The 26342-nt window shown below is 63.0% G+C and carries 20 protein-coding genes and 1 pseudogene; 10 read left to right on the top strand and 11 right to left on the bottom strand.

Translation table 11 applies throughout. From position 1 onward, the window contains the following. The first annotated feature begins 117 nt into the window (after positions 1-117). Positions 118-1197: a purine-nucleoside phosphorylase gene (locus tag HW466_RS04955; RefSeq protein WP_059501597.1), complete on the top strand. Its 1080-nt coding sequence runs from the start codon at positions 118-120 to the stop codon at positions 1195-1197. Positions 1198-1425: 228 nt separating this feature from the next. Here the strand turns inward: HW466_RS04955 and HW466_RS04950 are convergent, their stop codons facing one another. Next, complete coding sequence (locus HW466_RS04950; protein WP_059449022.1) at positions 1426-1722, bottom strand: DUF4148 domain-containing protein; 297 nt, start codon at positions 1720-1722, stop codon at positions 1426-1428. A gap of 415 nt (positions 1723-2137) precedes the next feature. After that, on the bottom strand, positions 2138-3142 hold the full coding sequence (ceoR, locus tag HW466_RS04945) for a putative multidrug efflux transcriptional regulator CeoR (protein ID WP_059449023.1): 1005 nt from the start codon (positions 3140-3142) through the stop codon (positions 2138-2140). A gap of 173 nt (positions 3143-3315) precedes the next feature. On the opposite strand from ceoR, the gene HW466_RS04940 reads away from it, so the two are divergent. From HW466_RS04940 to opcM, 4 genes are read left to right on the top strand one after another with little or no spacing between them, the layout of a single operon-like run. Further along, positions 3316-4176, top strand: a complete 861-nt coding sequence (locus HW466_RS04940; protein WP_059449024.1) for an alpha/beta hydrolase — start codon at positions 3316-3318, stop codon at positions 4174-4176. A gap of 31 nt (positions 4177-4207) precedes the next feature. Continuing rightward, a complete protein-coding gene (gene ceoA, locus HW466_RS04935) occupies positions 4208-5425 on the top strand; it encodes a multidrug efflux RND transporter periplasmic adaptor subunit CeoA (RefSeq protein WP_059449025.1) in 1218 nt (405 codons plus the stop codon). Between the two features lie 45 nt (positions 5426-5470). Continuing rightward, positions 5471-8671, top strand: a complete 3201-nt coding sequence (gene ceoB / locus HW466_RS04930; protein ID WP_059449026.1) for a multidrug efflux RND transporter permease subunit CeoB — start codon at positions 5471-5473, stop codon at positions 8669-8671. A gap of 10 nt (positions 8672-8681) precedes the next feature. Beyond that, positions 8682-10223 (top strand): multidrug efflux transporter outer membrane subunit OpcM, encoded by a 1542-nt coding sequence (gene opcM / locus HW466_RS04925; protein WP_059543511.1) that lies wholly within the window; start codon positions 8682-8684, stop codon positions 10221-10223. A 98-nt stretch (positions 10224-10321) separates the two neighbouring features. Here opcM and HW466_RS04920 read toward each other — a convergent pair whose 3' ends face one another. Further along, positions 10322-10930: a TetR/AcrR family transcriptional regulator gene (locus HW466_RS04920; protein WP_059799218.1), complete on the bottom strand. Its 609-nt coding sequence runs from the start codon at positions 10928-10930 to the stop codon at positions 10322-10324. Positions 10931-11055: 125 nt separating this feature from the next. Here HW466_RS04920 and HW466_RS04915 point away from each other — a divergent pair, with 125 nt between their 5' ends. Further along, a complete protein-coding gene (locus HW466_RS04915) occupies positions 11056-11484 on the top strand; it encodes a hypothetical protein (protein ID WP_060346198.1) in 429 nt (142 codons plus the stop codon). 164 nt (positions 11485-11648) lie between these two features. Here HW466_RS04915 and HW466_RS04910 read toward each other — a convergent pair whose 3' ends face one another. The 6 genes from HW466_RS04910 to HW466_RS04885 all read right to left on the bottom strand — a co-directional run bounded on the left by HW466_RS04910 (position 11649) and on the right by HW466_RS04885 (position 18227). Continuing rightward, complete coding sequence (locus HW466_RS04910; protein WP_151003084.1) at positions 11649-12500, bottom strand: alpha/beta fold hydrolase; 852 nt, start codon at positions 12498-12500, stop codon at positions 11649-11651. Between the two features lie 520 nt (positions 12501-13020). Then, complete coding sequence (locus HW466_RS04905) at positions 13021-14241, bottom strand: DUF2087 domain-containing protein (protein ID WP_151003094.1); 1221 nt, start codon at positions 14239-14241, stop codon at positions 13021-13023. Between the two features lie 7 nt (positions 14242-14248). Beyond that, entirely contained in the window at positions 14249-14944 is a 696-nt protein-coding gene (locus HW466_RS31805; RefSeq protein WP_239005892.1) for a hypothetical protein, read from the bottom strand. Between the two features lie 6 nt (positions 14945-14950). Next, complete coding sequence (locus HW466_RS04895; protein ID WP_151003082.1) at positions 14951-15832, bottom strand: class I SAM-dependent methyltransferase; 882 nt, start codon at positions 15830-15832, stop codon at positions 14951-14953. Then, positions 15832-17031, bottom strand: coding sequence for an MFS transporter (locus HW466_RS04890; protein WP_151003080.1), 1200 nt, complete (start codon positions 17029-17031; stop codon positions 15832-15834). The genes HW466_RS04895 and HW466_RS04890 overlap by 1 nt, the downstream gene beginning before the upstream one ends. Continuing rightward, positions 17031-18227, bottom strand: coding sequence for a hypothetical protein (locus tag HW466_RS04885; protein ID WP_151003078.1), 1197 nt, complete (start codon positions 18225-18227; stop codon positions 17031-17033). The genes HW466_RS04890 and HW466_RS04885 overlap by 1 nt, the downstream gene beginning before the upstream one ends. Before the next feature lie 403 nt (positions 18228-18630). Here HW466_RS04885 and HW466_RS04880 point away from each other — a divergent pair. Further along, a pseudogene (locus HW466_RS04880) lies at positions 18631-18866 on the top strand (IS110 family transposase); the annotation flags it as partial. A gap of 9 nt (positions 18867-18875) precedes the next feature. Here the strand turns inward: HW466_RS04880 and HW466_RS04875 are convergent. Together HW466_RS04875 and HW466_RS04870 are read right to left on the bottom strand one after the other, a co-directional pair. Then, entirely contained in the window at positions 18876-19526 is a 651-nt protein-coding gene (locus tag HW466_RS04875) for a response regulator (protein ID WP_151003076.1), read from the bottom strand. Positions 19527-20111: 585 nt separating this feature from the next. After that, positions 20112-20780 (bottom strand): response regulator, encoded by a 669-nt coding sequence (locus tag HW466_RS04870; protein ID WP_151003074.1) that lies wholly within the window; start codon positions 20778-20780, stop codon positions 20112-20114. Positions 20781-21018: 238 nt separating this feature from the next. On the opposite strand from HW466_RS04870, the gene HW466_RS04865 reads away from it, so the two are divergent. The 3 genes from HW466_RS04865 to HW466_RS04855 all read left to right on the top strand — a co-directional run bounded on the left by HW466_RS04865 (position 21019) and on the right by HW466_RS04855 (position 26323). Next, positions 21019-24069, top strand: coding sequence for an ATP-binding protein (locus tag HW466_RS04865; RefSeq protein ID WP_239005891.1), 3051 nt, complete (start codon positions 21019-21021; stop codon positions 24067-24069). A gap of 811 nt (positions 24070-24880) precedes the next feature. Beyond that, entirely contained in the window at positions 24881-25498 is a 618-nt protein-coding gene (locus HW466_RS04860; RefSeq protein WP_239005890.1) for a fimbrial protein, read from the top strand. An 81-nt stretch (positions 25499-25579) separates the two neighbouring features. Then, entirely contained in the window at positions 25580-26323 is a 744-nt protein-coding gene (locus tag HW466_RS04855) for a fimbrial biogenesis chaperone (protein WP_151003072.1), read from the top strand. Positions 26324-26342: the final 19 nt, after the last annotated feature.

Raw genomic sequence — 26342 nt, 5'->3', positions numbered from 1 at the left:
CTGCGGTAGCGCTGGCGTTTCGTAGTCGGGTTCCGCACCGCGCACGCGCGTTCTATACTCCCTCGCGCAGTCTCCGACAGCCGTTCTCACCCAACATCATCGAAACAAGGAACGCCGATGCTGACTCGCTCCATCCTTTCCGCAGCCGCATTCTCGCTTGCCGCCTGTGCGACCGCGCCATCGATCGCGCAGGACAACCAGGGCAACAACGCGGGCAATACGGCATTCGCCGAGACCGGCGCACAGGGCCGCCCGGTCAAGGTCATGATCATCACGATGTTCGGGCCGGAGGGCCAGGCATGGCTCGACCGGCTCGGCCCGTGGCGCGACATCGCGGTGCCGGGCCTGTCGCCCGACTACCCCAACGTTCACTGCAACAAGCAGGACGTCTGCGTGGTGACGACCGGCATGGGCTATGCGAACGCATCCGCGACGATCATGGCACTCACGTTCTCGCAGCGCTTCGACCTGCGCCGCACGTACTTCCTGATCTCGGGCATCGCGGGCGTCGACCCCGCGCAAGGCACGGTCGGTTCGGCCGCGTGGTCGAAGTACCTGGTCGACTTCAGCCTGCAGTGGGAGCTCGATGCGCGCGAGATTCCGGCCGGCTGGAACACCGGCTATCTCGGCATCAACACGAAGAGCCCGAACGACAAGCCGCCGCTCGACTACCGCACCGAAGTATTTCAGCTCAACCCGCAGCTCACGGACGCCGCCTATGCGTTGTCGCGCAACGTCGTGCTTGCCGACAGCGCGCAGGCGCAGGCCGCGCGCGCGAAGTTCACCTACGCGCCCGCGAACCGGCCGCCGACGGTGATCCAGTGCGACACGTCATCGGGCAACACGTGGTTCTCGGGCACGCTGATCGGCGAGCGCGCGCGTCAATGGACGAAGATCCTGACCGACGGCAAGGGCACGTACTGCATGACCGCGCAAGAAGACAACGCGACGTATGAAGCGCTCAAGCGCGCGGCGAGCGTGAAGCGGGTCGACCTGTCGCGCGTCGCGGTGCTGCGCACGGGCTCCGATTTCGATCGGCCATATGCGGGACAGACGAGCGCCGACAACCTGCTGAACTACGCGGATCAGGGCGGCTTCGCCCCGGCGACGGAAAACCTCTATCGCGCCGGCAATCCGCTCGTTCAGGACATCGTCACTCACTGGGGCGAATGGCGCGACGGGGTGCCGCGCCGCTGACGGCCGACCGCTGTCGGCGACACGTCGACGCGAAGGTCAATGCGATTGCGGCGCGGAACGGAACGGCGTCCACACCGGCGTGGTGTCGTCCCAATGATCGAGCGGCGAAGGAAGTTGGTCGTTCATCACAGACTCCTGCAACTAACTGACTAATCGAGTGTTCGACGGCGGTATCGCGACGCCGCGCGGCGGATCATCCGCTGCGCGGCGTTGCTCGTTTACCGACATTTATCGCGCGCCGCCCGCGAGCTGATTGCTTTCCGGCATCGAGCGATACGGGCCTTGCGCGAGTTCGAGCCCTTGCGGATACGAATTCGCCTTGCGCAGCCACGCGAGCGTGCCGTCGCGGCGTGCCTGCTCGACTTCGGCGCTGACTTCGGCGCGCGTGCGCGGGCCGTTGTTGTGCTGCGTGTACCACGACGTGTTGCCGTAGTCGCCGGCGTGCTCGGTGGTCGTATCGGCGAAGGCCGGTGCGGACACGGCGAGTGCGAGGGCAACGGCGGAGAGAAGATGGCGGCGGTTCATGACGTAACTCCTGTGTTGGTCGGAGTTGGCGCGTGAGCGCGCGCTCCGGTCCCGTCAAACGGGCTGTTCGATGCGCAACGAGGTGCGCGACAGGGTTTACTCTAGGTATCTGTCCGGACGCGATAAATGCGGCAGACGCGAATTGATTTGTCGTGATCGAGGAACAATCGCGATCCGCAACGTCTTCAGGAGGATGTCGAAATCGTCCGCAGCCGCGTGGCGCGGGCTTCGCGCGGTGTGCCGACGCTCGCGCGACCACGTGCGCGGACGATTGCCGCGCGCGGCGCAAAGGTCTGATGCGGATTCGGAAAAGACGATGTGTGCGGCGACGAAGGTGGCACGAAGGTGACACCTAAGCGGCACGAAGGCGGGACGGCGCGCGGGCCGGACAGCCCGCGCACCGCGATTCAGACGATTACGCGACCCACTCGTTGATGACCGGCGTGTCGAGCGCCGGTGCGCGCTCGGCTTCCTCGAACGTGCGCTTGCTGCACGTCGCGTCGAGGCTGCCCTTGCCGCTCAGCAGCGGGCAGCGGTCGAACACCTCGGCGATCCAGTCGACGAATACGCGCACCTTCGGCGACAGGTGACGGCTGTGCGGATAGACGACCGAGATCGGCATCGGCAGCGGTTTCAGGCCGGGCAGCACTTCCTTGAGCCGGCCGTCGCGCAGGTGCGGCAGCACCATGAACAACGGCGGCTGGATCAGGCCGAAGCCTTCGAGCCCGCAGGTCACGTATGCGTCGGCGTCGTTGACCGACACGATCGCGTTCATCTTCACCTCGACTTCCTTGCCGTCCGTGAGGAAGGTCCAGTCGATCGTGCGGCCCGTGCGGCTCGAGAAGTAGTTGACGGCCTTGTGGTCGCTCAGGTCCTCGATCGTTTGCGGCTCGCCGTGCTTCTCGAGATACGCGGGCGACGCGACCGACACGCATTCGAACAGGCCGACGCGGCGCGCGACCAGCGACGAGTCCTGCAGCGCACCGACGCGGATCACGCAATCGACGCCTTCCTGCAGCAGGTCGACCGGCCGGTCGGACAGGCCGAGCTGCAGGTCGATGTCCGGATAGCGCGTGTGGAATTCGCACAGCGACGGGATCACGAGCAGCCGCCCGATCGACCCCGGCATGTCGATACGCAACTTTCCGTGCGGCTTCCGGTTGTTGTTCTGGAAGCTTGCTTCGGTTTCCTCGACATCGGCGAGGATCCGCACGCAGCGTTCGTAGTACGCGGCGCCGTCGGGCGTCAGCGACAGCCGGCGCGTGGTCCGGTGCATCAGGCGCACGCCGAGGAATGCTTCGAGATTCTGGATGATCGTCGTGACGGACGCCCGCGGCAGGCCGAGCGTTTCTGCTGCCTTGGTGAAGCTGCTTGTATCGACGACGCGAGTAAACACCTGCATGGCCTGAAGCCGGTCCATCACAACCTCCGCAATCTAATTTGCCGCCGGAACAACAAGGCTGCGCCACTTTGTAGGTGGCGCAGCCTGGGATTGTTCGGGGGCGTTGAATTGTGTTGCCGGATTATAGGCATTTATCCGGATGTCTGCCGGACCCAGAATTCGTTCCATCTCGAAATGGATGCTGCATCGTCATGGACGCTTCTGAATTCAGCAAATTCCTGAAAGCCGCATTGCCCGCCGAAGCCAGAGCCGGCGCGGCGCTGACGGTCGCGGAGGTGGAAATCCCCGGCTACGCGCAGGACATCGTGCTGCGCGTCTACCGGCGCGCCGATAAAACCGGATTGCCGGTAGTGCTTTATTTCCACGGCGGCGGTTTCGTGCGCGGCTCGCTCGACGACGCCGACTTCGCCGCGCGCTTTTTAGCAGAACGCTTACCAGCTCTCGTAGTGTCGGTCGATTATTCGCTCGCGCCGGCCTTTCCTTTTCCGGCCGCGCCGGAGGATGCGTATCGCGCCGCCGTGTGGGCCGCGACGCGCGCCCGCGCGTTCGGCGGCAATCCGAAGAAGATCGGCGTCGCGGGGCACGACGCGGGCGGCCAGCTCGCGAACTGTCTCGCGTTCATCGCGCGCGATCGCGGCGAAGTGTCGATCGTCGCGCAGGCGCTGTTCGGGCCGATGCTCGATCCGAGCATGACGCGCATCGGCGACGCCGAACGCCTTTCGTCGGACATCACCGCGCGCGAATGCGCGGCCTGTTATCGCGCCTATCTGCCGCAAGCGGCGCAGCGCATGCATCCGTATGCGGCCCCGCTCGAATCGGTGCGCCTCGCGGGCCTGCCGCCCACGCTCGTCGTGACCGCGCAGAACGACGTGCTGCACGTCGAAGCGGAGAAATACGCGGGCTGCCTGATTTCGTCGGGCGTGCTCACGCAGGTGATCCGCTACCCGGACGTCACGCATGCGGCGCTCGCGACGCACGAAGCCGCGCTGGAGGAAGCCGTGCGCTTCTTCCAGTGCCGCTTCCAGGCGCGTCAGCCGAACCGTTCCGAATAACCAGACCAATCCACGCTTATTGGAGATCCACATGGCCATCCTACGCACCTCCCGTTCCCGAATCGCGACCGCGGCGATCGTGACGCTCGCCGTCGTCGGCCTCGGCACGTTCGGCGCGATGCGCGTGAGCGCGAACGCACCCGAGAAAGCGGCACCGCCGCTGCCGGAAGTCGATGTCGCGACCGTCGTGCCGCAGACCGTCACCGATTGGCAAAGCTATTCGGGCCGCCTCGAGGCGGTCGAGAAAGTCGACGTGCGCCCGCAGGTCTCGGGCACGATCGTCGCGGTGAACTTCAAGGACGGCGCGCTCGTGAAGAAGGGCGACGTGCTGTTCGTGATCGACCCGCGCCCGTACCAGGCGGAAGTCGATCGCGCGGCCGCTCAGCTTGCCGCCGCGCAGGCGCGCAACGGCTATGCGCAAACCGACTGGCAGCGCGCGCAGCGCCTGATCGGCGACAACGCGATCGCGAAGCGCGACTACGACGAGAAGCAGAATGCCGCGCGCGAGGCGAGCGCGAACCTGAAGGCCGCCGAAGCGGCGCTGGAAACGGCACGCATCAACCTCGGTTACACGCGTATCACCGCACCCGTGTCGGGCCGCGTGTCGCGCGCGGAAATCACGCTCGGCAACGTCGTGTCGGCCGGTGCGTCGGCCGCGCCGCTGACGACGCTGGTGTCGGTGTCGCCGATCTACGCATCGTTCGATGCGGACGAGCAGACCTACCTGCAATACATCAACGGCGCGCGCAACGGCCGCAAGGTGCCGGTCGAGCTCGGCCTCGCGAACGAAACCGGCTATTCGCGCAGCGGCGAGATCGACTCGGTCGACAACCGGCTCGATACGTCGTCCGGCACGATCCGCGTGCGCGCGCGTTTCGACAATGCGGACGGCACGCTCGTCCCGGGCCTCTACGCACGCGTGAAGGTGGGCGGCAGCGCGCCGCACCAGGCACTGCTCGTCGACGACGCGGCGATCAACACCGACCAGGACAAGAAGTTCGTGTTCGTCGTCGACCAGCAGGGCCGCGTGTCGTATCGCGAAGTGCAGCAGGGCATGCAGCACGGCAACCGGCGCGTGATCGTGAGCGGCCTGTCCGCCGGCGATCGCGTGATCGTGAACGGCACGCAGCGCGTGCGGCCGGGCGAGCAGGTGAAGCCGCACATGGTCCCGATGACGGGCGGCGACGAGCCGTCCGCGCCGCTCGCGGACAGCGCGAAGCCGGCCGCACCGGCGAAGGCGGAATCGTAAGCGGCCCGCCGCTTCGTTTGCGCGTTCAACCAGACAGAGCCAGACATGAACATTTCCAAATTCTTTATCGACCGGCCGATCTTTGCAGGAGTCCTATCGGTGATCATCCTGCTCGGCGGGGTGATCGCGATGTTCCTGCTGCCGATTTCGGAGTATCCGGAAGTCGTGCCGCCTTCCGTGATCGTGAAGGCGCAGTATCCGGGCGCCAACCCGAAAGTGATCGCCGAGACGGTCGCATCGCCGCTCGAGGAGCAGATCAACGGCGTCGAGGACATGCTCTACATGCAGTCCCAGGCGAACAGCGACGGCAACATGACGATCACCGTCACGTTCAAGCTCGGCACCGATCCGGACAAGGCCACGCAGCTCGTGCAGAACCGCGTGAACCAGGCGCTGCCGCGCCTGCCGGAAGACGTGCAGCGGCTCGGCATCACCACGGTGAAGAGCTCGCCGACGCTGACGATGGTGGTCCACCTGATCTCGCCGGACAACCGCTACGACATGACCTACCTGCGCAACTACGCGCTGATCAACGTGAAGGATCGCCTGTCGCGGATCCAGGGCGTCGGCCAGGTGCAGTTGTGGGGTTCGGGCGACTACGCGATGCGCGTGTGGCTCGATCCGCAGAAGGTCGCGCAGCGCGGGCTGTCCGCCGAGGACGTCGTGCAGGCGATCCGCGAGCAGAACGTGCAGGTCGCGGCGGGCGTGATCGGCGCGTCGCCGTCGCTGCCGGGCACGCCGCTGCAGTTGTCGGTGAACGCGCGCGGCCGTCTGCAGACGGAAGACGAGTTCGGCGACATCGTCGTGAAAACGACGCCGGACGGCGGCGTCACGCACCTGCGCGACATCGCGCGCATCGAGCTCGATGCGTCCGAGTACGGGCTGCGCTCGCTGCTCGACAACAAGCCGGCCGTCGCGATGGCGATCAACCAGTCGCCGGGCGCGAACTCGCTGCAGATCTCCGACGAAGTGCGCAAGACGATGGCCGAGCTGAAGCAGGACATGCCGGCCGGCGTCGACTACAAGATCGTCTATGACCCGACGCAGTTCGTGCGCTCGTCGATCAAGGCCGTGGTGCACACGCTGCTCGAGGCGATCGCGCTGGTCGTGATCGTCGTGATCGTGTTCCTGCAGACCTGGCGCGCATCGCTGATTCCGCTGATCGCGGTGCCGGTGTCGATCATCGGCACGTTCTCGCTGCTGCTCGGCTTCGGGTATTCGATCAACGCGCTGTCGCTGTTCGGGATGGTGCTCGCAATCGGTATCGTGGTCGACGATGCGATCGTGGTCGTCGAGAACGTCGAACGCAACATCGAAAGCGGGATGAACGCGCGGCAGGCGACCTACAAGGCGATGCAGGAAGTGAGCGGGCCGATCATCGCGATCGCGCTGACGCTCGTCGCCGTGTTCGTGCCGCTCGCGTTCATGTCGGGCCTCACCGGCCAGTTCTACAAGCAGTTCGCGATGACGATCGCGATCTCGACGGTGATCTCGGCGTTCAACTCGCTGACGCTGTCGCCGGCGCTGTCCGCGATTTTGCTGAAGGGCCATGGCGACAAGGAAGACTGGCTCACGCGCGTGATGAACCGCGTGCTCGGCGGCTTCTTCAGGCGCTTCAACAAGGTGTTCCATCGCGGCGCGGAAAACTACGGCCGCGGCGTGCGCGGCGTGCTGTCGCGCAAGACGCTGATGCTCGGCGTATATCTCGTGCTGGTGGGCGCGACCGTGCTCGTGTCGAAGATCGTGCCGGGCGGCTTCGTGCCCGCGCAGGACAAGGAATACCTGATCGCGTTCGCGCAGCTGCCGAACGGCGCGTCGCTCGACCGCACCGAGAAGGTGATTCGCGACATGGGTTCGATCGCGCTGAAGCAGCCGGGCGTCGAGAGTGCGGTCGCGTTCCCGGGGCTGTCGGTGAACGGCTTTACCAACAGCTCGAGCGCGGGCATCGTGTTCGTCACGCTGAAGCCGTTCGCGGAGCGGCATGGCAAGGCGCTGTCGGCCGGTGCGATCGCCGGTGCGCTGAACCAGCAGTACGGCGCGATCAAGGATTCGTTCGTCGCGGTGTTCCCGCCGCCGCCGGTGCTCGGCCTCGGCACGCTCGGCGGGTTCAAGATGCAGATCGAGGATCGCGGCGCGGTCGGCTACGCGAAGCTGTCGGACGCGACCAACGACTTCATCAAGCGCGCGCAGCAGGCGCCGGAACTCGGCCCGTTGTTCACGAGCTACCAGATCAACGTGCCGCAGCTGAACGTCGATCTCGACCGCGTGAAGGCGAAGCAGCTCGGCGTGCCCGTGACCGACGTGTTCAACACGATGCAGGTGTATCTCGGCTCGCTGTACGTGAACGACTTCAACCGCTTCGGGCGCGTGTACCAGGTGCGCGTGCAGGCCGATGCGCCGTTCCGTCAGCGCGCGGACGACATCCTGCAGTTGAAGACGCGCAACGACCGGGGCGAGATGGTGCCGCTGTCGTCGCTCGTCACCGTGACGCCGACGTTCGGCCCCGAAATGGTCGTGCGCTACAACGGCTACACGGCGGCCGACATCAACGGCGGCCCGGCGCCGGGTTTCTCCTCGGGTCAGGCGCAGGCCGCGATCGAGCGCATCGCGCACGAGACGCTGCCGCGCGGCGTGCGGTTCGAATGGACCGACCTCACGTACCAGCAGATCCTCGCGGGCGATTCGGCGATGTGGGTGTTCCCGATCAGCGTGCTGCTCGTGTTCCTCGTGCTCGCCGCGCTGTATGAAAGCCTGACGCTGCCGCTTGCGGTGATCCTGATCGTGCCGATGAGCATTCTGTCGGCGCTGACGGGTGTGTGGCTCACGCAGGGCGACAACAACATCTTCACGCAGATCGGCCTGATGGTGCTGGTGGGGCTGTCGGCGAAGAACGCGATCCTGATCGTTGAATTCGCACGCGAACTGGAGCATGACGGCAGGACGCCGCTCGAGGCCGCGATCGAGGCGAGCCGGCTGCGGCTGCGCCCGATCCTGATGACGTCGATCGCGTTCATCATGGGCGTCGTGCCGCTCGTCATGTCGACGGGTGCAGGCTCCGAGATGCGACATGCGATGGGCGTCGCGGTGTTCTTCGGGATGCTCGGCGTGACGCTGTTCGGGCTGATGCTGACGCCGGTGTTCTACGTCGTGCTGCGCACGCTGGCGGGCGGCAAGATCCACGTCGCAGGCAAGGACTCGGCCGGGTATGGCGTATCTGCACCGGGCGTGCCGGCTTCGGATGCTTGAGGAAAACAAGATGGACAACATGCACAACTCGAATGGCCTGATGCGTTTCGCGAAGGTGGCGGCCGCGAGCACCCTGCTCGCGACGCTGCTCGCCGCGTGCGCGGTCGGGCCCGACTACAAGCGCCCGGACGTGTCGACGCCCGCGGCGTTCAAGGAAGCGCCCACGCTCGCGCCAGGCGAGCAGGCCGGCACATGGAAGACGGCCGAGCCGGCGGACGGCGAGCATCGCGGCGAATGGTGGAAGGTATTCGGCGATCCGGTGCTCGACTCGCTCGAGTCGCAGGCGCTCGCCGCGAACCAGAACCTGAAGGCCGCGGCGGCGCGCGTCGAGGAAGCACGTGCCGCAACGCGCACCGCGCGCTCGCAGTGGTTCCCGCAGATCGGCGCCGGGTTCGGGCCGACACGGGAAGGGCTGTCGTCGGCGTCGCAGTTCCAGCCGCAGGGCACCGGCCCGACGACCGCGACGCTGTGGCGCGCGCAGGGCACGGTGTCGTACGAGGCCGACCTGTTCGGCCGCGTGAGCCGCAACGTCGAGGCGTCGCGTGCCGACCAGGCGCAGAGCGAAGCGCTGTTCCGTTCGGTGCAGCTCGCGTTGCAGGCGGACGTCGCGCAGAACTACTTCGAACTGCGCCAGCTCGATTCGGACCAGGACCTGTATCGCCGCACCGTCGAGCTGCGCGAGGAAGCGCTGAAGCTCGTGCAGCGCCGCTTCAACGAAGGCGACATCAGCGAGCTCGACGTGTCGCGCGCGAAGAACGAGCTGGCGAGCGCGCAAGCCGACGCAGTCGGCGTCGCGCGCCGGCGCGCGGCGTCCGAGCATGCGCTCGCGATCCTGCTCGGCAAGGCGCCGGCGGATTTTGCGTTCAAGGAAACGCCGCTCGTGCCGGTCGCGGTGAAGGTGCCGCCGGGCCTGCCGTCGGCGCTGCTCGAACGCCGCCCGGACGTGTCGGCGGCCGAGCGCGCGATGGCCGCCGCGAATGCGCGGATCGGCCTCGCGAAGTCGGCGTATTTCCCGAAGCTCGATATCACGGGTTCGTTCGGCTATGAGGCGTCGACGCTCGGCAACCTGTTCTTGTGGTCGAGCCGCACGTTCCTGCTGGGGCCGTTCGCCGGCACCGCACTGACGTTGCCGCTGTTCGACGGCGGCCGCCGCGCGGCCGGCGTGCAGCAGGCACGCGCGCAGTACGACGAGCAGGTCGCGAACTACCGGCAGCAGGTGCTCGTCGCGTTCCGCGAGGTCGAGGACAATCTCGCCGATCTGCGTCTGCTCGACGACCAGATCCGCGCGCAGGAGGCGGCCGTCAATGCGTCGCGTCGTGCGGCGAAGCTGTCGCGTACGCAGTATCAGGAAGGCGAGGTCGCTTATCTCGACGTGATCGACAGCGAGCGCTCGGTGCTGCAGTCGCAATTGCAGGCGAACCAGCTGACCGGTGCGCAGGCCGTGTCGACCGTCAACCTGATTCGCGCGCTGGGCGGCGGATGGGGCGCGGCGCCGGCGTCGGCTGCCGTCGGCGATGCGGGGACGGGTAAGCAGGACGTCGCCGTGCGTTAACGCATCGGTGACGCGTGGTGCTTCGCCATGCGTCACCGACACCGGAGTCTGGCTGAAGGTTGGAATGACCCGATCCGCGGCGACGCGGATCGGGTTTTTCATGCGCGCGATTCGGGCTTCGGCTCCGGCTGCACATCCGTGCGTTCGGCGATCACCACCGCGTATCGACCGACGGCATCGGCGATGCGCTCCGCCAGCACCGGATCGCGCACCGCACGGGCGAGCGTGACGCCGCCCGACAGCAGCGCGAGGAAAGCGATCGCGCGATCGTCGTCCGGGGCGTCGCCAAGCCCGGACGACACTTCGTCGACGATCTGCCGCAATGCCTGTTCATAGGCGTCGCGCGTGTCGTCGTCGGCGCGCATCACTTCGGGTGACAGGCTCGGCAGCGCACAGCTTTCGCCGAGTGCGCAGGTGCGCCGCGGCCCGAGATAAAACGACACGAAGGGCCGCCGCCAGCGCGCGCCGTGCTCGGACTTGAAGGTCGCGACGCCTTGCCGGAGCTGGTCGAGGCCGGCGAGCACGACGCTGCGGAACGCTTCGCCCTTCGATTTGAAATGCCCGTAGAACGCGCCGTTGGTGACGCCTGCGGCCTTTGTCAGCGGGCCGATGCCGGAGCCGCCATAGCCCTCCTGGCGGAACAGGCGGCTCGCCGCATCGAGAATGCGCGCGCGGGTTTCCTGCTTGTGCTCGACGGAATAACGCATGACAGGCTCGCTTCAGAGAGGTCGCTCTTTATCTTGCATAGAGAGCGACCAGTTTCTAATGTATAGAGAGTGACTGGTATTTATATCACGTCACGATTTCGATGACCTGACCAGGAGAACGTGCGATGCCGATTACGCTGACAGTATCCGAAGGGGTTTTCACGCCGGACGACGAAGGGCCGGTGTTTGCCGAACTGACCGATGCGCTGCTGGACGTCGAGGGGCTGACCGGGAACGCGTTCCTGGCGCCGAACGTGATCGGCACGCTCAACGTGCTGCCGCGCCACCGCACCTTCGTACATGGTCGCGCGGAGCCCGCGGCGTTCGTCGAACTCAAGCTGCCGGCCGTGGCGCTCGCGGCGCCCGATACGCAGCGACAGTTCGTCGAACGGGCGACCGCGATCGTGTTGCGCCGGGCGGGCGGACGGCTGACACCGGCGCAGGTCTGGGTGAACGTCGTGCACGCGGTCGACGGCGGATGGGGGATTGCCGGACGCCGTTACGACAACGCGTCGCTCGTCGATTCGATCAAGCAAGCAGCGGCGATGCGCTGATTGCAACTAACGGTCAAGCCTTTGCGCGTCGCCCGACGGCGCGGCGATGATTCGCCGCGCCCATTGTCTGAATTCCAGGGGTTGGAGGCATGGGAGCGCCGGCGCCTGGAAACGACACGCACCGTCGCGCTGTGTGCGGGCATAACGGAAGCCGCCCGCGAGCATTACGCGGTCACAAACTCGTGCACGTAACGATTGAACACCGCGGGGCTCGCCGCGTTCATCCCGTGCGATGCGCCCGCGACGGTCTGCCGGTGTGCGTCGCCGATCCACTGCGCGAGCGTTTCGACGTTGTTGCGGAACATTTTCGGGCTGCGCTGGCCGTCGATCAGCAGCGTGCGGCATGCGATATCCGACGCCGTGTGCTGCGAATACGCGGGCAGCGGATCCTGCAGTTGCTTCGGCAGCGTGCTCGCGTTGTCGATCGCCATCGTGCGAAAGCGCGACGTGCTCTTCTTCCACGCGCCGGGCAGGCTGACCGAATCGACGAACATCTCGAGGCCGGCTTCCACTTCGCCTTGCCCGATCAGGGTCACGGCCTTCGTGCGCAACGCGATCGCGGCGGCCGGCAGCGCCGCTTCGCGCACGCCCGGCTGTTGCAGCGGGCCGCCCGGATCGGCAAGCGTCAGCGTGTCGACGAGGTGCGGATGCTGGCGGGCGACGTTGAACGCGACGCTGCCGCCACGCGAATGGCCGACGAGATGCACGGGGCCGAGATTGAGCGCGTCGATGAATTCGGCGAGTTCGTCGACATGGTTCTGCCAGCTGAATTCGTCCTGGATGCCGGCTTCGACGGCCGGCCAGTAGTGGCTGAGGCTCGGTGCGATGCAGCGGTAGTGCGCCGACAGCGACGCGAGTTGCGGATCCCAGTAACGGTAGTCGCACAACGATCCGTGCACGAACACCATCGGCGCGCCGCTGCCCCGCTCGACGTACGGCAGGCTGATGCCCGACGACAGCGTCGCAAATTGCAGGTCGGGGTTCGCGAGCACCGACGGCTCGATTCGCATGTTCATGACTGAAAACTCAATGGGTGCGTCATCACGTCGCAACTATGCCTCACGGCAAGCTGCAAGGAAAACGCATAATTTTCATCGTCACGATCAATTTTATTGATGGTTCGGCTGGAGAGGCTTGTCGGAGGGGGAACCTCAGCCAGCGCATCTAATCGTCAGATGATTAAAGTTGCAGTCGAAGGCAGCATGCGGCGGCTTGTGGGGATGCGCATCGCGTCGTGGATTGAGAGGGCGACAGAGAGCCGCAACGATTGCCTGCGTCTTCAAGAGGCGACCATCGTGACAAGCAGGACGGTCGCGGCTAACGCCAGTGTTGGTAGGGGCCGATCATGGCCCCGGGCACGGCAGCGGCCTCGGCAAGAATCGTTGGTTTATCTAGCGCGCCTTCACGCGGCTGCACTGCTTCGAGCGCTGCGCGTTCGGTAGAACGCATCGTCGTCGTAACGGCGCGTTCATGAAAAGGGCCGCTTGCCGCATCGACCGGCGACGGATTCGACATCGATCGGGTGAGCGCTTGCTATTACGATAGAACCCGTTGATATACGTTGTCTTGACGTCGCAGGACACCGCGATCAACCAGGTAGCGCCTCAGTCGCGCGTAATCGGTTGTGAACAACTGACAGATTCTGGATATCTCCGATTCGGAGTATTGAGTATCCGGCGCGAAAGCCGTTGCGATCTTCTCGATGGAGGTATCTGTTTCCAGCTGTCGATCGCTCAAATCTTCCGCGCTGCGATGCTGACGATCGACCATCTCTCCCCATACCGCACCGACATCCGAGAATCCATTCTGATCGCGCTGAATAAGACCGATGCTCAGCAACCGGGTGAGAATTTTGCCGACGACCTTCGCATCGAGACCGACCTTCTCCTCGATATCGGCAACACGATTGATGCCGAGGACGATCGCAGCGTAAACGGAGCGCGCTTCGCGCGACGTCATCGCGGCAAGGATGGCGTCCTTGCGAAGACGCAGTTTCAACGCCTCCTCGCCAATCGGCAAATAGCTGCTGCGAATCGGAATCTCTCCCAATGCGACGAGTTCGGACTGCAGCGGTTGCGAACGGAGCACACGTTCACTTTGTTGGCGCTTTCGGACGATACCCAGGCCGCTCTGGCGGTATTTGTGCAACTCCGGCAGCGTGACGATCTCGAATGAATTGTCCTGCCTGCGAAACAGCTCTTCCCAGATCGGCGTTCTGACTCTGCGAACACGTTGTGTTCCCTCCATGTTGACGGTGGTCAACATGGTCGGCTCGTGAAGGCACAAGTATCCGCCGGGCGCGATGTGGTCCCACAGTGTCGCGACGAAACGGACGTCGTCAGCGGGTGTGCCCGCATCGATCCACGCGATATCGACTGGTCCCCATGACGCGATGGTGGCTTCGTCGAGCGTGTGGAAGTTGCTTTTGACGAATGTGACGAGGTGCTCGTCGATATCGTGATTCTTCAATGCGTCCCATGCTTCTTCGGCAGAGGAGCCTTCCGCGGTAAAGTCGTCGATGGTGATCAGCCTGGGTCGATAGACATCGGGGATTCCGGTCGGATCGAGAAGCGCGCTGCGCTCCTGCCATGCTGAGGTATCCAGTAGATTCTTGTCGTTCAGCCAATCCTGCCGAGCCTGCTGGAGCGCCTTCGCGATGAAAACCGTGCTGTCGCCGGCACCGATCTCGACGACTGTAACGGGGCGGGCCATGCGGATGAGCGCCGAGATCAATGCAGCGCTGTTCTCCGTCCCCATTCCGGGTCTAATCAGTTGCACGGGCGTTTCCTCCAGAGATCAATCTCAACATGCCGGCTTTCGCAAAATGCGCGACGGTCGGCGGCAGCGTTTCCGTTATCTCTTCCGCGATCGTGTCCGGTGAGAAGATACGTTGAGACGCTTCGCTCAATCGGATGGTTCGGCCGTTGAGCTGGTTGATAGCGACGCGTCCAATACCCGGAGCGTCCGAGACGATACAGGTGGGCTCGATCAGATAGCGGAGCGGGGGCGATGCCGGAAATGTCTGGTCGGTCTCGATGAATCCGTGTCGATAGAGCGCGATCAGAAGCGTGTCGGTTTTGTGCAGCACGCCGTTGATCTCCACATTCGGCAACGCCCTCACCGTCGTTCCCTCGACGAGCGCCTGAACGTCTTCGTCGCGAAATCCACCAAACGCCTGCGCGCTTTCGACCACGACAAGCGACGATCGAATCCCTCGCGCGCCGACGAGTCGAGGCGTACCGCGAGTAATGCGCACCGACTTGGCCCACCTGACCGACGAGTCCGGGGACAGAGACTCCGGATAGGCTGCAAGCGGGTTCCGTAACTCCGGCGGCATTGATTTGCCGAGGGTGTAGTTGCTGTCGACCTGGACGTGGCCGCCCTGGAGATATTCGGCGAGCTGCCACGCATATCCCCCCGTGCCTCGATAGAAGTTCGGTCGAATCGGATCTGTTCTCATGGTGGTTCAGGCCGCTTTCAATATGACGATTGCCGTCGCCATGCCCACGGCGGTGCCGTCCTGCACTTCGGATGCGACGACTTTCTCGATCGTGAGGCCGCTGGCCTTCACAATCGGAGCGAGTGTCGCGGGTGTCCACATCCGGTCTCGAAGATCGCATACGACGCCTTCGATATCTCCGCTGTCGTTCCGTCCCGATTGCGCGAAGACCGATCGATGCATGATCAGCTTGTCACGGTCGTATTTGTAAGCCCACCAGATGAGCGCGGCTTCGCCGTTGCTGCGCCGAAATGGCACGACGGTGCAGCGCTTGTCCATGAACGCAAGACGCTCGGGTGTTCCGTCGCCGAAGACGGCCACCATGATCCGCGACCCGGAGTCGCGCAGCTGCGCCTTCGCGCTGCGGAGCAACGCTTCGAGCTTGTTGTCGTCCAGAATGAAATTGACGGTTGCATCGCCGAAGGTGACGACGTCGAATCGGCGTTGTGTGATCGATGGCGGAAGGTCGAATATGTCTCCCCGAAGCGCGTGAATGTGGTCGTGATGGATGGACGCTTCGAATCGTTCGATGGCGATGGGGGAGATGTCGATACCAAAACTCTCCTCCAGTGAGAATTTTTCGGCGAGGTGCAGGAGCAGTCTGCCGTCGCCGCAGCCCAGATCGAGAATGCTATACCCATCTCTGACGATGGATTCTGCGGCGGCGAAGTCCCATGTCGCGCGGACCGTTGTCGATTCATACTCGTCAAACAGCGGTTCGTCGAAGTAGTAATGGCTGACTCGGAGATTCGCCACGCCCGATGACACGATGCGATCCAACGGGGCTTGCAGGTTGATCGATTTCGTATCGCTTGGTTTTGATCCGAAGCGTCCTATGACATCCATCATTAAGCTCCTTTTGTAATCATGCCGGGTCGGTTTCTGACATTCAACGCGAAGCCGCATGCGCCTGTGATTGCCGTTGCGACTCCAACTGCTACGAGGGCCATGCTCACATGCGCGGTGCTGATCATGCCGGCGCTCACGAATCCGAGAAATACCGAAGTCTGGATGCAAAAGATATAAGCGGGCATCAGGTTGACCCGCTGATTTGGAGCGATCGCCTTCATCATGAAACTCGACGTGAGCGCGTTCTGGATGCCGTTGGCCACGCCGATCACAAATGTCGCGCACATGATGATCCACGCGGTGTCGCTCAAGGCGAGCCACAAGATGCCGAAGCCGATGACGCTGGCGGCAATGGACGCACCGGCTGCATCGCCGAACCTTGCCAACATTCCGGAACAAGCAACCGGACCGACGATGAGCCCGACACTCAACGCGCTGACAACAAATCCGTAGATTTCGGCACTCAACTGCAGATCGTTCCGGATGCGAAATATCAACAGAACATTGAGCGTGGAGGTCAGCACGACAGTGACCCACAATGGGGCGACCGCGCGGATCACGCCGGTGGTGCGAAAGAGGCCCGGCAGGTCCAGCCGGCCCTTTTGCTTGTCTTGCGTGCGTATCTGGCCGGATTTTTGAGCGAAGGAATCCAGCGCATTGAAACAGAGCGCGGTGACGGGCGCAGCGACCAATACCAGCAACGCCAGCAGCAACAAGCCCCGCGAACGCTCGGCCATGCCGTAAAGCAATCCGCCGAGAGCCGGGCCACCGACGTAACCCATGTTTCGCATCGATTGCGTAATCCGGTTGATGCGATCGAGGTATCGTTCGTCCCTTGCGTAGGTCGGAATGGCGACCATGATTGAGGCCCATAGCAGGGACCCGGTGGATCCGAGCGCCATCGACACGGCGACGTAGCCCCAGAACTGATTGGCCAGGGACGCGATCGCGATCAGAACGGACTGAAGGACGAATATCGCAGGAATCGTTTGGCGAGGCCCGCTTCGCTCGAGGATCACTGGAGCGATCGGACCGGAAAGAATGCCTCCGATGAGACCGGCGGCGAGCAACATCGATACAGATGAAGTGCGGTCGGCCAGTCTCAGGGCAAAGGTCACTTGAGCCGCTTCATCAGCGAAGCTGCCAAACGACAGGCAGATACAGATAAAAACGAGCGCCCATCGAGCTCTGACGCCCATCAAAGCGCACCCCATTGCGCCAGCGAAGCGGTGACGCTCAGGAGCGCATCATTGAGCGTTGGGTCTTGCTCGCGTGACATATCCGCAATGTTCACGTGTTGACCGTTGGCCAAGCGATTCAGAAAGTCGTGCAGTACGCGACTGTATCGGAAGCTGCTGCAATGGCCATTGGCCGCGACCAGGATCTCGCCATCCTGCAATACCGGCATCCACTGCAGCGTGCTGATGGCGTTGAGGGAGATGACGTCGTCCAGCTCATCGACTTCGACGATCGGACGACCGACATTCAAGCGGCTACTGGTGTCCGAGACGAGTTGGGAAATCATCATTCGTCTTTTCAGAGAGGCGCCGTCCAGCAAGGCCTGCAAGGACGAAAGCAGCAGCTCGTCATCGGGATTGAGGCTTACGATGCCGGAGGAGCGCACGTCATGGCGTGTACGAGTGGACACCGGAAGCAGTCCCTTCACGTAGTTTGCGTTTTGCTGCGTATCGTTGCCGGTTTCCCAAAAAGCGATATTCACGTTTGCCGATACGTCGGATCGCGTTTCGGCAACGTGCAACCAGTTTTCGGGGAAATAGGTGACGCGATTCGTTTTGTTCTCGAGCGGAGTGCTCTCGGGCTTGAATGGCTCGTAATCGGGAAATCGTATTCCATCGAGGTCCGACCTGCTTCCGGGCCAGGTGAACATCGTTTTCCCGTCGCGCAGGGTGAATCCGAAATTATGCGCGTGATCGGCGTGAATCCCGATATAAGTGGATGAGTATCGTCCAATAAAGCAATCAATATCGACGCGGCCGCCTGGGCGATATCCTATCGATGACGCAAGCTGGTCTGAAAAGGACTTTGCGACGTCCCAAATGACGGGGCTTGCCGCGTGAAGTCCATAGTACATTACCGTCCATTCGTCATCGCCGGCAAGACGCGCGATTCTCGATACATAACCGTCGAACGTAGTGTCGGTCGGAAGCACGAGAAAGTCAGGGCGCGGTTCTGGAGTGCGTTTTCCATTGAAAGCCGTTATCGCTTCAGAATGAGCGTTGCGAGAACGAATGTCGTTTGTGCTGGTGGAATATTGCTTGAGTGCATCCAGCACGTCTTTATCGCTGAATGGGATCTGCGAGATGGTGAGCTCCGCCGCTTGCTTTCCCCATAATTCATTCACAAATTTTGGCGACAACAACGCTGTTGCGCACATCCTCGTTTTTCATTGAGAGGTTGCCCGCCACGTGAGAGTGCATCAAATGAAATGCGAATGTCAAGCATTTGTAAGAACATAAAATAGGAAGGCATGCCTCGCGAGGAATTTGCCGGAGAGATTCGTTTGGGAGGGTATGGTTTCTGTTGATTGAAGTATGGATTGTTTATTTTATTGAAAGACTGATGTCAGTGCTTATTGATTTTGATGTTTGATAGCCTGTCAGAGCTGTCGGGAATTTATTGAGATATTTATCCCGATCGGGCACTGGATCTAAAATTATCCGGAAAGTCGAAATATGATCCGACTCTTGGGGATTTTTGCAGATAACGCGAGCGGCGTTAATAAGATAGTGAGCCCGATCCCCTCTCGGCGGACTACGCTGCCTGGGGATTGTTCGACCATCACGAGTACGGATTCATTGATCGGCATCGATCCGGGCAAGCACTGCTTCAACGTGCATGGGCAGGATCAGGCAGGATGGCGTTCCGCAAGAGGCTCACGCACAGCCAGATGTTCACGCTGACGGGCAATTTTCCGAGTAACGTGGTGGTCATCGAGATATGCGCGGATGCGCACTGGAGCGCCCGCCGACTTCAAGCGCCGGGGCTCGCCGGCGACGCATGTGATCCACCTTTTTGCAGCGTGTCACTTGCGCTGATCGGTGGCTTCCAATGCGAACTTGATCAGTTCCATGTCGGTCGCCGCGCCGAACTTGCGCATCACGCTGCGTTTTTGCGTGCTGACCGTTTGCTTGCTGCGCCTCAAGTGCCGCGCGATGTTGGCGACGGACTGTCCGGAGACGAGCAGCCGCAGCACCTCCGCCTCGCGCGGCGAAAGATCGTGCATCGGGCCCGGCGCGGCAAGTTGCGCGTTGGCGAGGAGGGCGCTGATGCTCGGCGACGTGTACTTGCCGCTTGCGTAGCTCGCGTGAATCGCCGTGATGATGTGCCCGATCGGATCGGCCTTGCTCAGTACCGACGACACGCCTTGCGCAATCAGCGATCGGATCACCACGGGATTGGACATCATCGTGAACACGACCAGCCCGACGTCGGGGAAATGCCGCTGCAGGTAGCCGAACAGGGCCAGCCCGTCGCCGTATTCACCCGGCGGCATCGTATAGTCAGACAGCACGACGTCGCACGGCGTGCGTCTCAGCGTCGCGATCAGTTCCGTCGAGTTTTGGCACACGCCGACGAGCCGAAACGTGTCGACGGTTTCGAGGATCTGCTGCAAACCGAACAGCACGGCGGGATGATCGTCGGCAATCACGACGCGTATGGCGAATTTCTTCATGCGATGGTTATCCGGTTGGCAACTGGGCAAAGGGCACTCCTCGAACCATGGCGATCGAACGGCGAAGAAGTCGCTTCGCGTGCGGCCGGTTCGTCCCGTATCAAACGGCGACGCGGGACCTTGTCGGCCGGCGCCCGTTCGTCACCGATCCGGGGTGACGAACGCGATCGCTCGTTGCGAACTCGCTCGCCATCCGATGAAGGAGCACCTCGGGAAGGGCACTGAAAAGTCTAGTGAGATCGCGGAGGGGCCGGTATCGTATGCGCGATCGACTTGGGGGAAGATGACGTCGTACACGTACGAAATATCGATCGAACGATGGCCCGGCTGCTCAGGATGTCGTGGCGGAACGCGTTTTCAAGGCGCCGCCCATGGCGATGCAAGCGCCGATTTTCGCGAGGGCCTCGCGTATGGCCGCGAGGCGTGCGATCGGGATGTGCAGATGCTTGAGGGGATGCGGTCGCTGAGCGTTTGGTCGAACAGAGACAATATGCGCTCTGAATTCCCGACCGACTAGCAAGGCGCGGGGCAGGCGCGGCATGCGGCCCCACGGGCGGGAATCGTCACGCCGCTACGCGACCGGATTCATTCCGTGTTGCCGGGGGAGGCGGTAGTCAGTTTCGCGTCGATGGCGTAGCGGATCAATTCCACGTCGTTCGCGACGCCGAGCTTGCGCATCGCCGCCGCCTTCTGCGTGCTCACCGTTTGCTTGCTGCGGTTCAGACGCTTACTGATCTCGGTCGTCGACAGGCCGGATGCGAACAGCCGGACCACTTCGTGTTCCCGTGGCGAGAGCGGTTGTCCGGCGCCAGACGAATCGATCTCCGCGTGCTTGACGATCGCTTCAATGATCGGCGATAAATACGCACCGCCGGCGTAACGCGCGTGAATCGCCGTGACGATATGGCCGGTCGCGTCGGATTTGCTCAGAATCGACGAAATGCCGATCGACATCAGCGAGCGGATCACGGCGGGGCTGCCCATTGCCGTCAATGCAATCAGGCCAATATTCGGGTAATGCCGCTGCAGGTACTCGAAGAGTGCGAGGCCGTCGGCGTATTCGCCGCCCGGCATCGCATAGTCGGAGACGATGATGTCGCAGGGCTGTCGCTCGAGTGTCTTGATGAGTTCGGTCGCATTTCCGCATGTCGCGACGACCTTGACGGTGCCAATCGGTTCCAGTGTGTGGACGAGCCCACCCAGCACCGTCGGATGATCGTCCGCGATAATCACTCGTATCGAAAACTGGTTCATGTTGTTCGCGATTGCCGCCCCGGATAGTGTGGTCGCTCGCCATTCGACGATGCGGCGGTCGCGATGCCGGCACCCCGAAGGGAGCGAAGTATGAATCATACTCGTCTTATTTCGCCGGCAGTGGGCCGCGCCCCGGTGAACGCGCGTTGTCGCTTGCGTGCCGGAGCCCGGCGTGCGTCGCGGTCGCGATACTGAAGTTCGATAACCGTTCCGGAACCCGCTTACTTCCAGGCTCACCATGCGTGTGACCCCGTCGCTCAACCTGCTCAGCCGCTTCCGCACCCATCAACAAATCCTGCTGTTCTCGGGTGCCGGGGTATTGACGTGCTTCATCCTGCTCACGTTCGCGCTGAGCCTGACGGGGGCCTTGCGTAGCTACCTCGGTGACGAGCGGCAGACGTTCAGTCGCGACCGGGCGCTGGTGCTCGACAGGGCCTACGTCAGCGCGATCCGCGTGCGGCTCGCGGCCGTGCAGGGCGAGACCGTCTGGGAAGCTTCCGGCCTCGCCGATTCCGAGGTGCGGCGGCGGTTCGACGCGCAGGGCGGTCAACTGGTCTTTCCGTCCCCCTCGGATGTGAACCTGCCGTTGTTGCTCCGTCTGCCGGGCGCTTCGCGGACCCCGGACGACGAGGTGCGTCGCATTCTGATGTACGCGAAAGGCCCTGCCGGCTTTTCTCGGCGTCAGATGAAATCGCAAAGCGAAGCGCTATATATGACATGGCAGGTGAAGGGGTACGTGGTCTTCCCTTCGATGTCGATAGTCGGTATCGCCCCGCCGCCGGATTTGTCCGACCCTCGCGTGGCAGGCGCCATTGCCGATCGGCAGCGCCTTGCTCGCTATTACCTGGCCGGTCTCGACAATTTCGACCAGTGGGCCGTCCCGCGGGAAGGGGCGCGCGAACTCCGTTGGTTGCCGCCGGAGCCGGATCCGGTGACTGGGCAGATGTACTACCGCGTCGCCGCCGTGATGTTCGACGGGAGCCGGCCCTTTGGCGTAGTCGTCGGGCAGTACATGCCGGAACGGCTGATCGAGTCGATCGTTCCGGGGTCGTTTGCAGGTACCTATATGATCGTCGATGCGCGCGGCGTGCCCGTGGTGAGCACGTCTGCGCCGCCACTTGACAACGCGGCAATCCGGCAGGTGCTTGCGGAGCAGAAGGCGAACGCGTCGTCGTCGGAGTTGACCGAGCGCTACGCGGATGGCGCGATGACGATTTCCATGCCGCTCGCCCGATCGGGATGGTCGCTCGTCTACGTATTGCCCCGGAACGTCATCATGAAGACCGTGGCGCGGCGCATCGCCGGCACCGCGAGTGCCACCGCGCTCGCGCTCGTGCTGTTATGGACGTTCGTCATCCTTTTCAATCGCAAGGTCGTCGCACCGCTGTTCGAACGGTCGGAGCGCGTGTTCGACAGCGAACATCTGAGCCGCACGCTGATCGAGACCGCGCCGGTCGGGCTCGCCCTCGTCAACGTGAGCGACAACACCGTGCTGCTCGAAAGCGCGCATATGCTGGCGCTGGAGGCCCGTGTCGGCGCGCGCGACGGCACGCTCATCGGCGACGTGCTGAAGCGCCATGCGCCGGCGGCATTCCTCGAGCAGCGCGGCAGCCGCGCGACGACGGCCGACCTCCAGCTGAGCCTGCCCGGCGACGACGGCGGGATGATCGATCTCGCGGCCAAGCTGACGCCGGCGCACTATCAGGGGCGGCCAGTGGTGGTCGCGGCATTTTCCGACGTAACGGCCGAGCGTCGGCTGGCTCGCCAGTTGACCGCGGCCAAGCAGGCGGCCGATAGCGCGAACGCGGCGAAGACGGCCTTTCTCGCCGCGATGAGCCACGAAATCCGCACGCCGCTCAATGCAATTCTCGGTCACCTCGAATTGCTGGAGCGGCTGCCGCAAGCTGCGCCCGTCGCGGGGCGCGTGCGCACGGTCGCGTCGTCGTCGCGTGCGTTGCTGGACGTTCTCAACGACATCCTCGATTTCTCGAAGGTCGAGGCGGGCGAGATGAGCTTCGAATCGATCAGGTTCGACCTGGCACGCCTGATCTCGGAGGCTGTCGCGATGCTCATGCCGCTCGCGCAACGCAAAGGGATCGCGCTCAACTGGTCGATCGATCCCGCGCTGCCGAGACACTATGTTGGCGACCCGGGGCGCATCCGGCAGATCGTCGTCAACCTGGTGGGAAATGCGATCAAGTTCACCGATGACGGCCATGTGTCGATCGACGTGCGGGCCGACGGAGGCGGCCTTCCTGCGTCGCCGGTCGTCATCGCTGTGACCGACACGGGAATCGGCATTGCCGCCGATCGTCAGGTACATATCTTCGACGCGTTCGATCAGGCAGACGTGTCGATTACGCGACGCTTCGGCGGCACCGGGCTGGGCCTTGCGCTGTGCAAGCGCATCGCCGAATCGATGGGCGGCGCGATCGCGGTGGATAGCGAGGTCGGATGGGGCAGCACCTTCACCGTGACGCTGCCGATATCACCCGACGACCATATGGCAGTCGACGTGGAAACGGAAGGCGGCACCCCGGATGCGGACGCCGACATGCGCGGCATCCACGTGCTCGTGGCCGAGGACCACGAGGTCAATCGCGAACTCATCCGCGACCAGCTCGACGCGCTCGGCTACACGTGCGACATCGTCGAGAACGGGCTCGTCGCGCTGCGCTATTTCAATGAGCGGCATTACGACCTGGTGCTGACAGATCTGGCGATGCCAGTGATGGACGGCTACACGCTCGCGACATGCCTGCGCAACCAGGGCGCACGCACGCCGATCATCGCGATTACCGCTGACGTCACGGCGGCCAATACGCGGCGCGCGCAGGAAGCGGGGATTTCGGGCGTGCTGCTCAAGCCGATGTCGCTTGCGTCGATCGATGCGGTCGCGCGCAAGCACCTGAAGCTCGCCACGGATCCGCATGCCGCCGCGGCGATCGTCGCAGCGGCCGAACGGTCGATTGTGCTGTCGCCGGCGCTCGTGGCCGCGCTCGATCAGCGCACGGGCGAGTCGCTGTCGGCTATCGACGATGCCATGGCCCGTGGCGACTGGGAGACCGTGGGCTCGCGCGTTCACTCGATCAAGGGTGCATTTGCGATGATTCACGAGCAGGCGGTGGTCGATGCCTGTGTGCGGCTGGAGGACGTGATCCTCCACGCGCCGGACGTCGACGGCGGACGGACGTCAGAAGCGCTCGCCGAGGTGCGCACCAGTGTGGCGTTGGCGCTCCAGCGGATCGCGACGGATCTCGAATCGCGTCACGCCGGGGCGAACGATTGAGCCGTCACTGGCACGGTCGTGTTGTCGAGCGGGCGTGCGACCGAGATCGAACCGCTTCTGCATTTCGAGCCATGCGGCACCGATGATCCATCGTCGCATTTCAGGCCACTGATTCGTATGTTTCAGAACGCCCGCATGACCTTCCATGAGATGTGATATCGACTTTGGATCTCCAACGATCTGCGGAACACGTTCTATTTTCGTACGAGTACGAGCTGCCAAGGCCGGGAATTCGCCCCGAGTACGATTGTTTCAATTTGCTTGCATAGCGACAATTCCATCAGCCATTCCCGATGCGGAAATTCAATGCCCCATCGGTTGGTGTCAGAGCTGATCTAGAGATGTAAATCTGACGTCGTCAGGTTATGCACAGCTCGCCGAGACCCGCACGTGTCATTGGGTCGCATCGATGATCAGATGGGTGCCATGGGCGCACGTTCTCGTGCGTTGCAGCCCGAGTTTCATATTTCAAGCGGTTCGATGCAGGGCGCTCAAAAGTGGCGACAAGCTGATTTACCCAACGGCACCCGACGCAGTACCTGGCGTGGACCGAGGGTAGCCTATTGAGGCCCGCTCGTATCCAAGCACGCGTTGTTCGATGTCATATCGTTCAATGTGTGAATGTGGGCGGCTTTCGGCGGGTGCCGGATCATACTATTCCGGATGGAGGTTTAACGGGAATACATAGGATAACGACTTTTCGTACAAATCTGATGGTGTTGGGAGCCTCGGATGAAGATAATAACCAGACCTTTTCGTTGAAGGGTAGGCAAAGGTTTCGCGTGGAGTGCGATGCCTTTTCATTTAAAGCATGGGCGCATACATATTCGGTGTCCTGATTAATATGGAAAATATGATGAAAGCAAAAATGATTCTCGCTGGCGCTGCGATGGCTGCATTCTCTTCCGTCGCGATGGCGGATACCGTCGGCGGCGTGATCAACTTTCAGGGATCGATCGTGAACGATACTTGCAAGGTGAGCTCGATCACGGGCGACGCCGGCACGATCAACGTGAACATGGGCACGATCGCGACCGATGACGTCGGTACTGTGGCTGCGCCGAAATTCATGGCGAGCGGGGCGGGTACGGCCAACTTCAACATCGCCTGTAAGACCGGCCAGAAGGTCAGCATGAAGTTTGCGGGCCAGCCTTCGGAATTGAGCGCAGACAAAAAGTCGATTCGCGTGAACAGCGGCACGACCGCCCCGGGGTACGCGCAGAACGTCGGCATCGCCGTATATGAAGGCACCGGTGCGGGCGCAAATGCATTCGACCTGAGCAATGGCGATCTGCTGGCGCAGACCGAACTGGCGACAGCCGGTGCAATCAACGTGCGTTTTGCCGCCGCTTATGTGGCACCGGATCCGTCGAAGGTCACGGCCGGTATCGCGAACGCGAGCCTGCCGTTCACGCTGAGCTACCAGTAAGTTTCCTTCAGGCGGCTCTGAGTCGCCTTCAACGTGCAGCAGGGCGCTCTTCCCCGCTGCACTTCTGCAGGTTTCCTACCTATGAAAACACGATACCTCGCCGCCGGAGTGGCGCTCGTGTGCGCGTTGATTACGCCCGCGACACATGCTGCGATCTCATTGAGTGCTACGCGCCTCATCTTCGACGGCAAGAACAAGGAAGCGTCCGTCGTCGTCAACAATGACGGCGCGGACGCCTTGATCCAGTCCTGGCTCGACCCGCTCGACGACGCCAGCAGCCAGACGTTGCCGTTCGCGGTAACGCCGCCGCTTGTCAAGGTGCCCGCGAATCGGCAGCAACTGCTTCGCGTGTTGTACGAGGGTGTCGGCCTGCCCGCAGATCGGGAATCCGCATTCTGGCTGAATGTGCAGGAAATCCCGCAGGCGGCCGCCGGTGACAACGTTCTTCAACTGGCGGTTCGTCAGCGGATCAAGGTCTTTTTTCGGCCGACGGAGCTGAAGGGCGACCCGCAACAGGCACCGGGGAATCTCCAGTGGCGCCTCGATCGCGAATCGGGCAAGGCAGTTCTCCATGTGAAGAATTCAGGTCAGTATCACGTCACGGTCGTTGATGCAAAGTGGCACACGGGAAGCGCGGATGCACCCGTTATCGACGCCAAGATGGTCGCGCCCGGTGCGTCGACGAGCATGCCGGTCAAATTGCCGGCAAGCGGAGCCGCACCTGAACTTCGTTACGAGATCGTCAACGATTTCGGCGGACGGGAACCGTATCGGGTTACGTTGCCTGCCGGTCAGTACGCCGCACCGGCTTCCGTCAAGCACTGAGCGCGGCCACGCGGTTGAC

The sequence above is a fragment of the Burkholderia territorii genome (assembly GCF_902833055.1).
GTDB classification, from domain to species: domain Bacteria; phylum Pseudomonadota; class Gammaproteobacteria; order Burkholderiales; family Burkholderiaceae; genus Burkholderia; species Burkholderia territorii.
Note: the sequence above shows the minus strand (reverse complement) of the source record. Positions and strands in the feature narration are given on the sequence as shown.

Bases quoted from the DNA above. Each gene is read 5' to 3' on its own strand.
- HW466_RS04915 (WP_060346198.1), top strand. From the start codon at position 11,056: ATGCCGATTACGCTGACAGTATCCGAAGGGGTTTTCACGCCGGACGAC.
- HW466_RS04920 (WP_059799218.1), bottom strand. From the start codon at position 10,930: ATGCGTTATTCCGTCGAGCACAAGCAGGAAACCCGCGCGCGCATTCTC.
- ceoA (WP_059449025.1), top strand. From the start codon at position 4,208: ATGGCCATCCTACGCACCTCCCGTTCCCGAATCGCGACCGCGGCGATC.
- HW466_RS04875 (WP_151003076.1), bottom strand. From the start codon at position 19,526: ATGAAGAAATTCGCCATACGCGTCGTGATTGCCGACGATCATCCCGCC.
- ceoR (WP_059449023.1), bottom strand. From the start codon at position 3,142: ATGGACCGGCTTCAGGCCATGCAGGTGTTTACTCGCGTCGTCGATACA.
- HW466_RS04885 (WP_151003078.1), bottom strand. From the start codon at position 18,227: ATGTGCGCAACAGCGTTGTTGTCGCCAAAATTTGTGAATGAATTATGG.
- HW466_RS04910 (WP_151003084.1), bottom strand. From the start codon at position 12,500: ATGAACATGCGAATCGAGCCGTCGGTGCTCGCGAACCCCGACCTGCAA.
- opcM (WP_059543511.1), top strand. From the start codon at position 8,682: ATGGACAACATGCACAACTCGAATGGCCTGATGCGTTTCGCGAAGGTG.
- HW466_RS04955 (WP_059501597.1), top strand. From the start codon at position 118: ATGCTGACTCGCTCCATCCTTTCCGCAGCCGCATTCTCGCTTGCCGCC.
- HW466_RS04895 (WP_151003082.1), bottom strand. From the start codon at position 15,832: ATGATGGATGTCATAGGACGCTTCGGATCAAAACCAAGCGATACGAAA.
- HW466_RS04870 (WP_151003074.1), bottom strand. From the start codon at position 20,780: ATGAACCAGTTTTCGATACGAGTGATTATCGCGGACGATCATCCGACG.
- HW466_RS04905 (WP_151003094.1), bottom strand. From the start codon at position 14,241: ATGGGGACGGAGAACAGCGCTGCATTGATCTCGGCGCTCATCCGCATG.
- HW466_RS04860 (WP_239005890.1), top strand. From the start codon at position 24,881: ATGGGCGCATACATATTCGGTGTCCTGATTAATATGGAAAATATGATG.
- HW466_RS04855 (WP_151003072.1), top strand. From the start codon at position 25,580: ATGAAAACACGATACCTCGCCGCCGGAGTGGCGCTCGTGTGCGCGTTG.
- HW466_RS04865 (WP_239005891.1), top strand. From the start codon at position 21,019: ATGCGTGTGACCCCGTCGCTCAACCTGCTCAGCCGCTTCCGCACCCAT.
- HW466_RS04890 (WP_151003080.1), bottom strand. From the start codon at position 17,031: ATGGGCGTCAGAGCTCGATGGGCGCTCGTTTTTATCTGTATCTGCCTG.
- HW466_RS31805 (WP_239005892.1), bottom strand. From the start codon at position 14,944: ATGAGAACAGATCCGATTCGACCGAACTTCTATCGAGGCACGGGGGGA.
- HW466_RS04950 (WP_059449022.1), bottom strand. From the start codon at position 1,722: ATGAACCGCCGCCATCTTCTCTCCGCCGTTGCCCTCGCACTCGCCGTG.
- HW466_RS04940 (WP_059449024.1), top strand. From the start codon at position 3,316: ATGGACGCTTCTGAATTCAGCAAATTCCTGAAAGCCGCATTGCCCGCC.
- ceoB (WP_059449026.1), top strand. From the start codon at position 5,471: ATGAACATTTCCAAATTCTTTATCGACCGGCCGATCTTTGCAGGAGTC.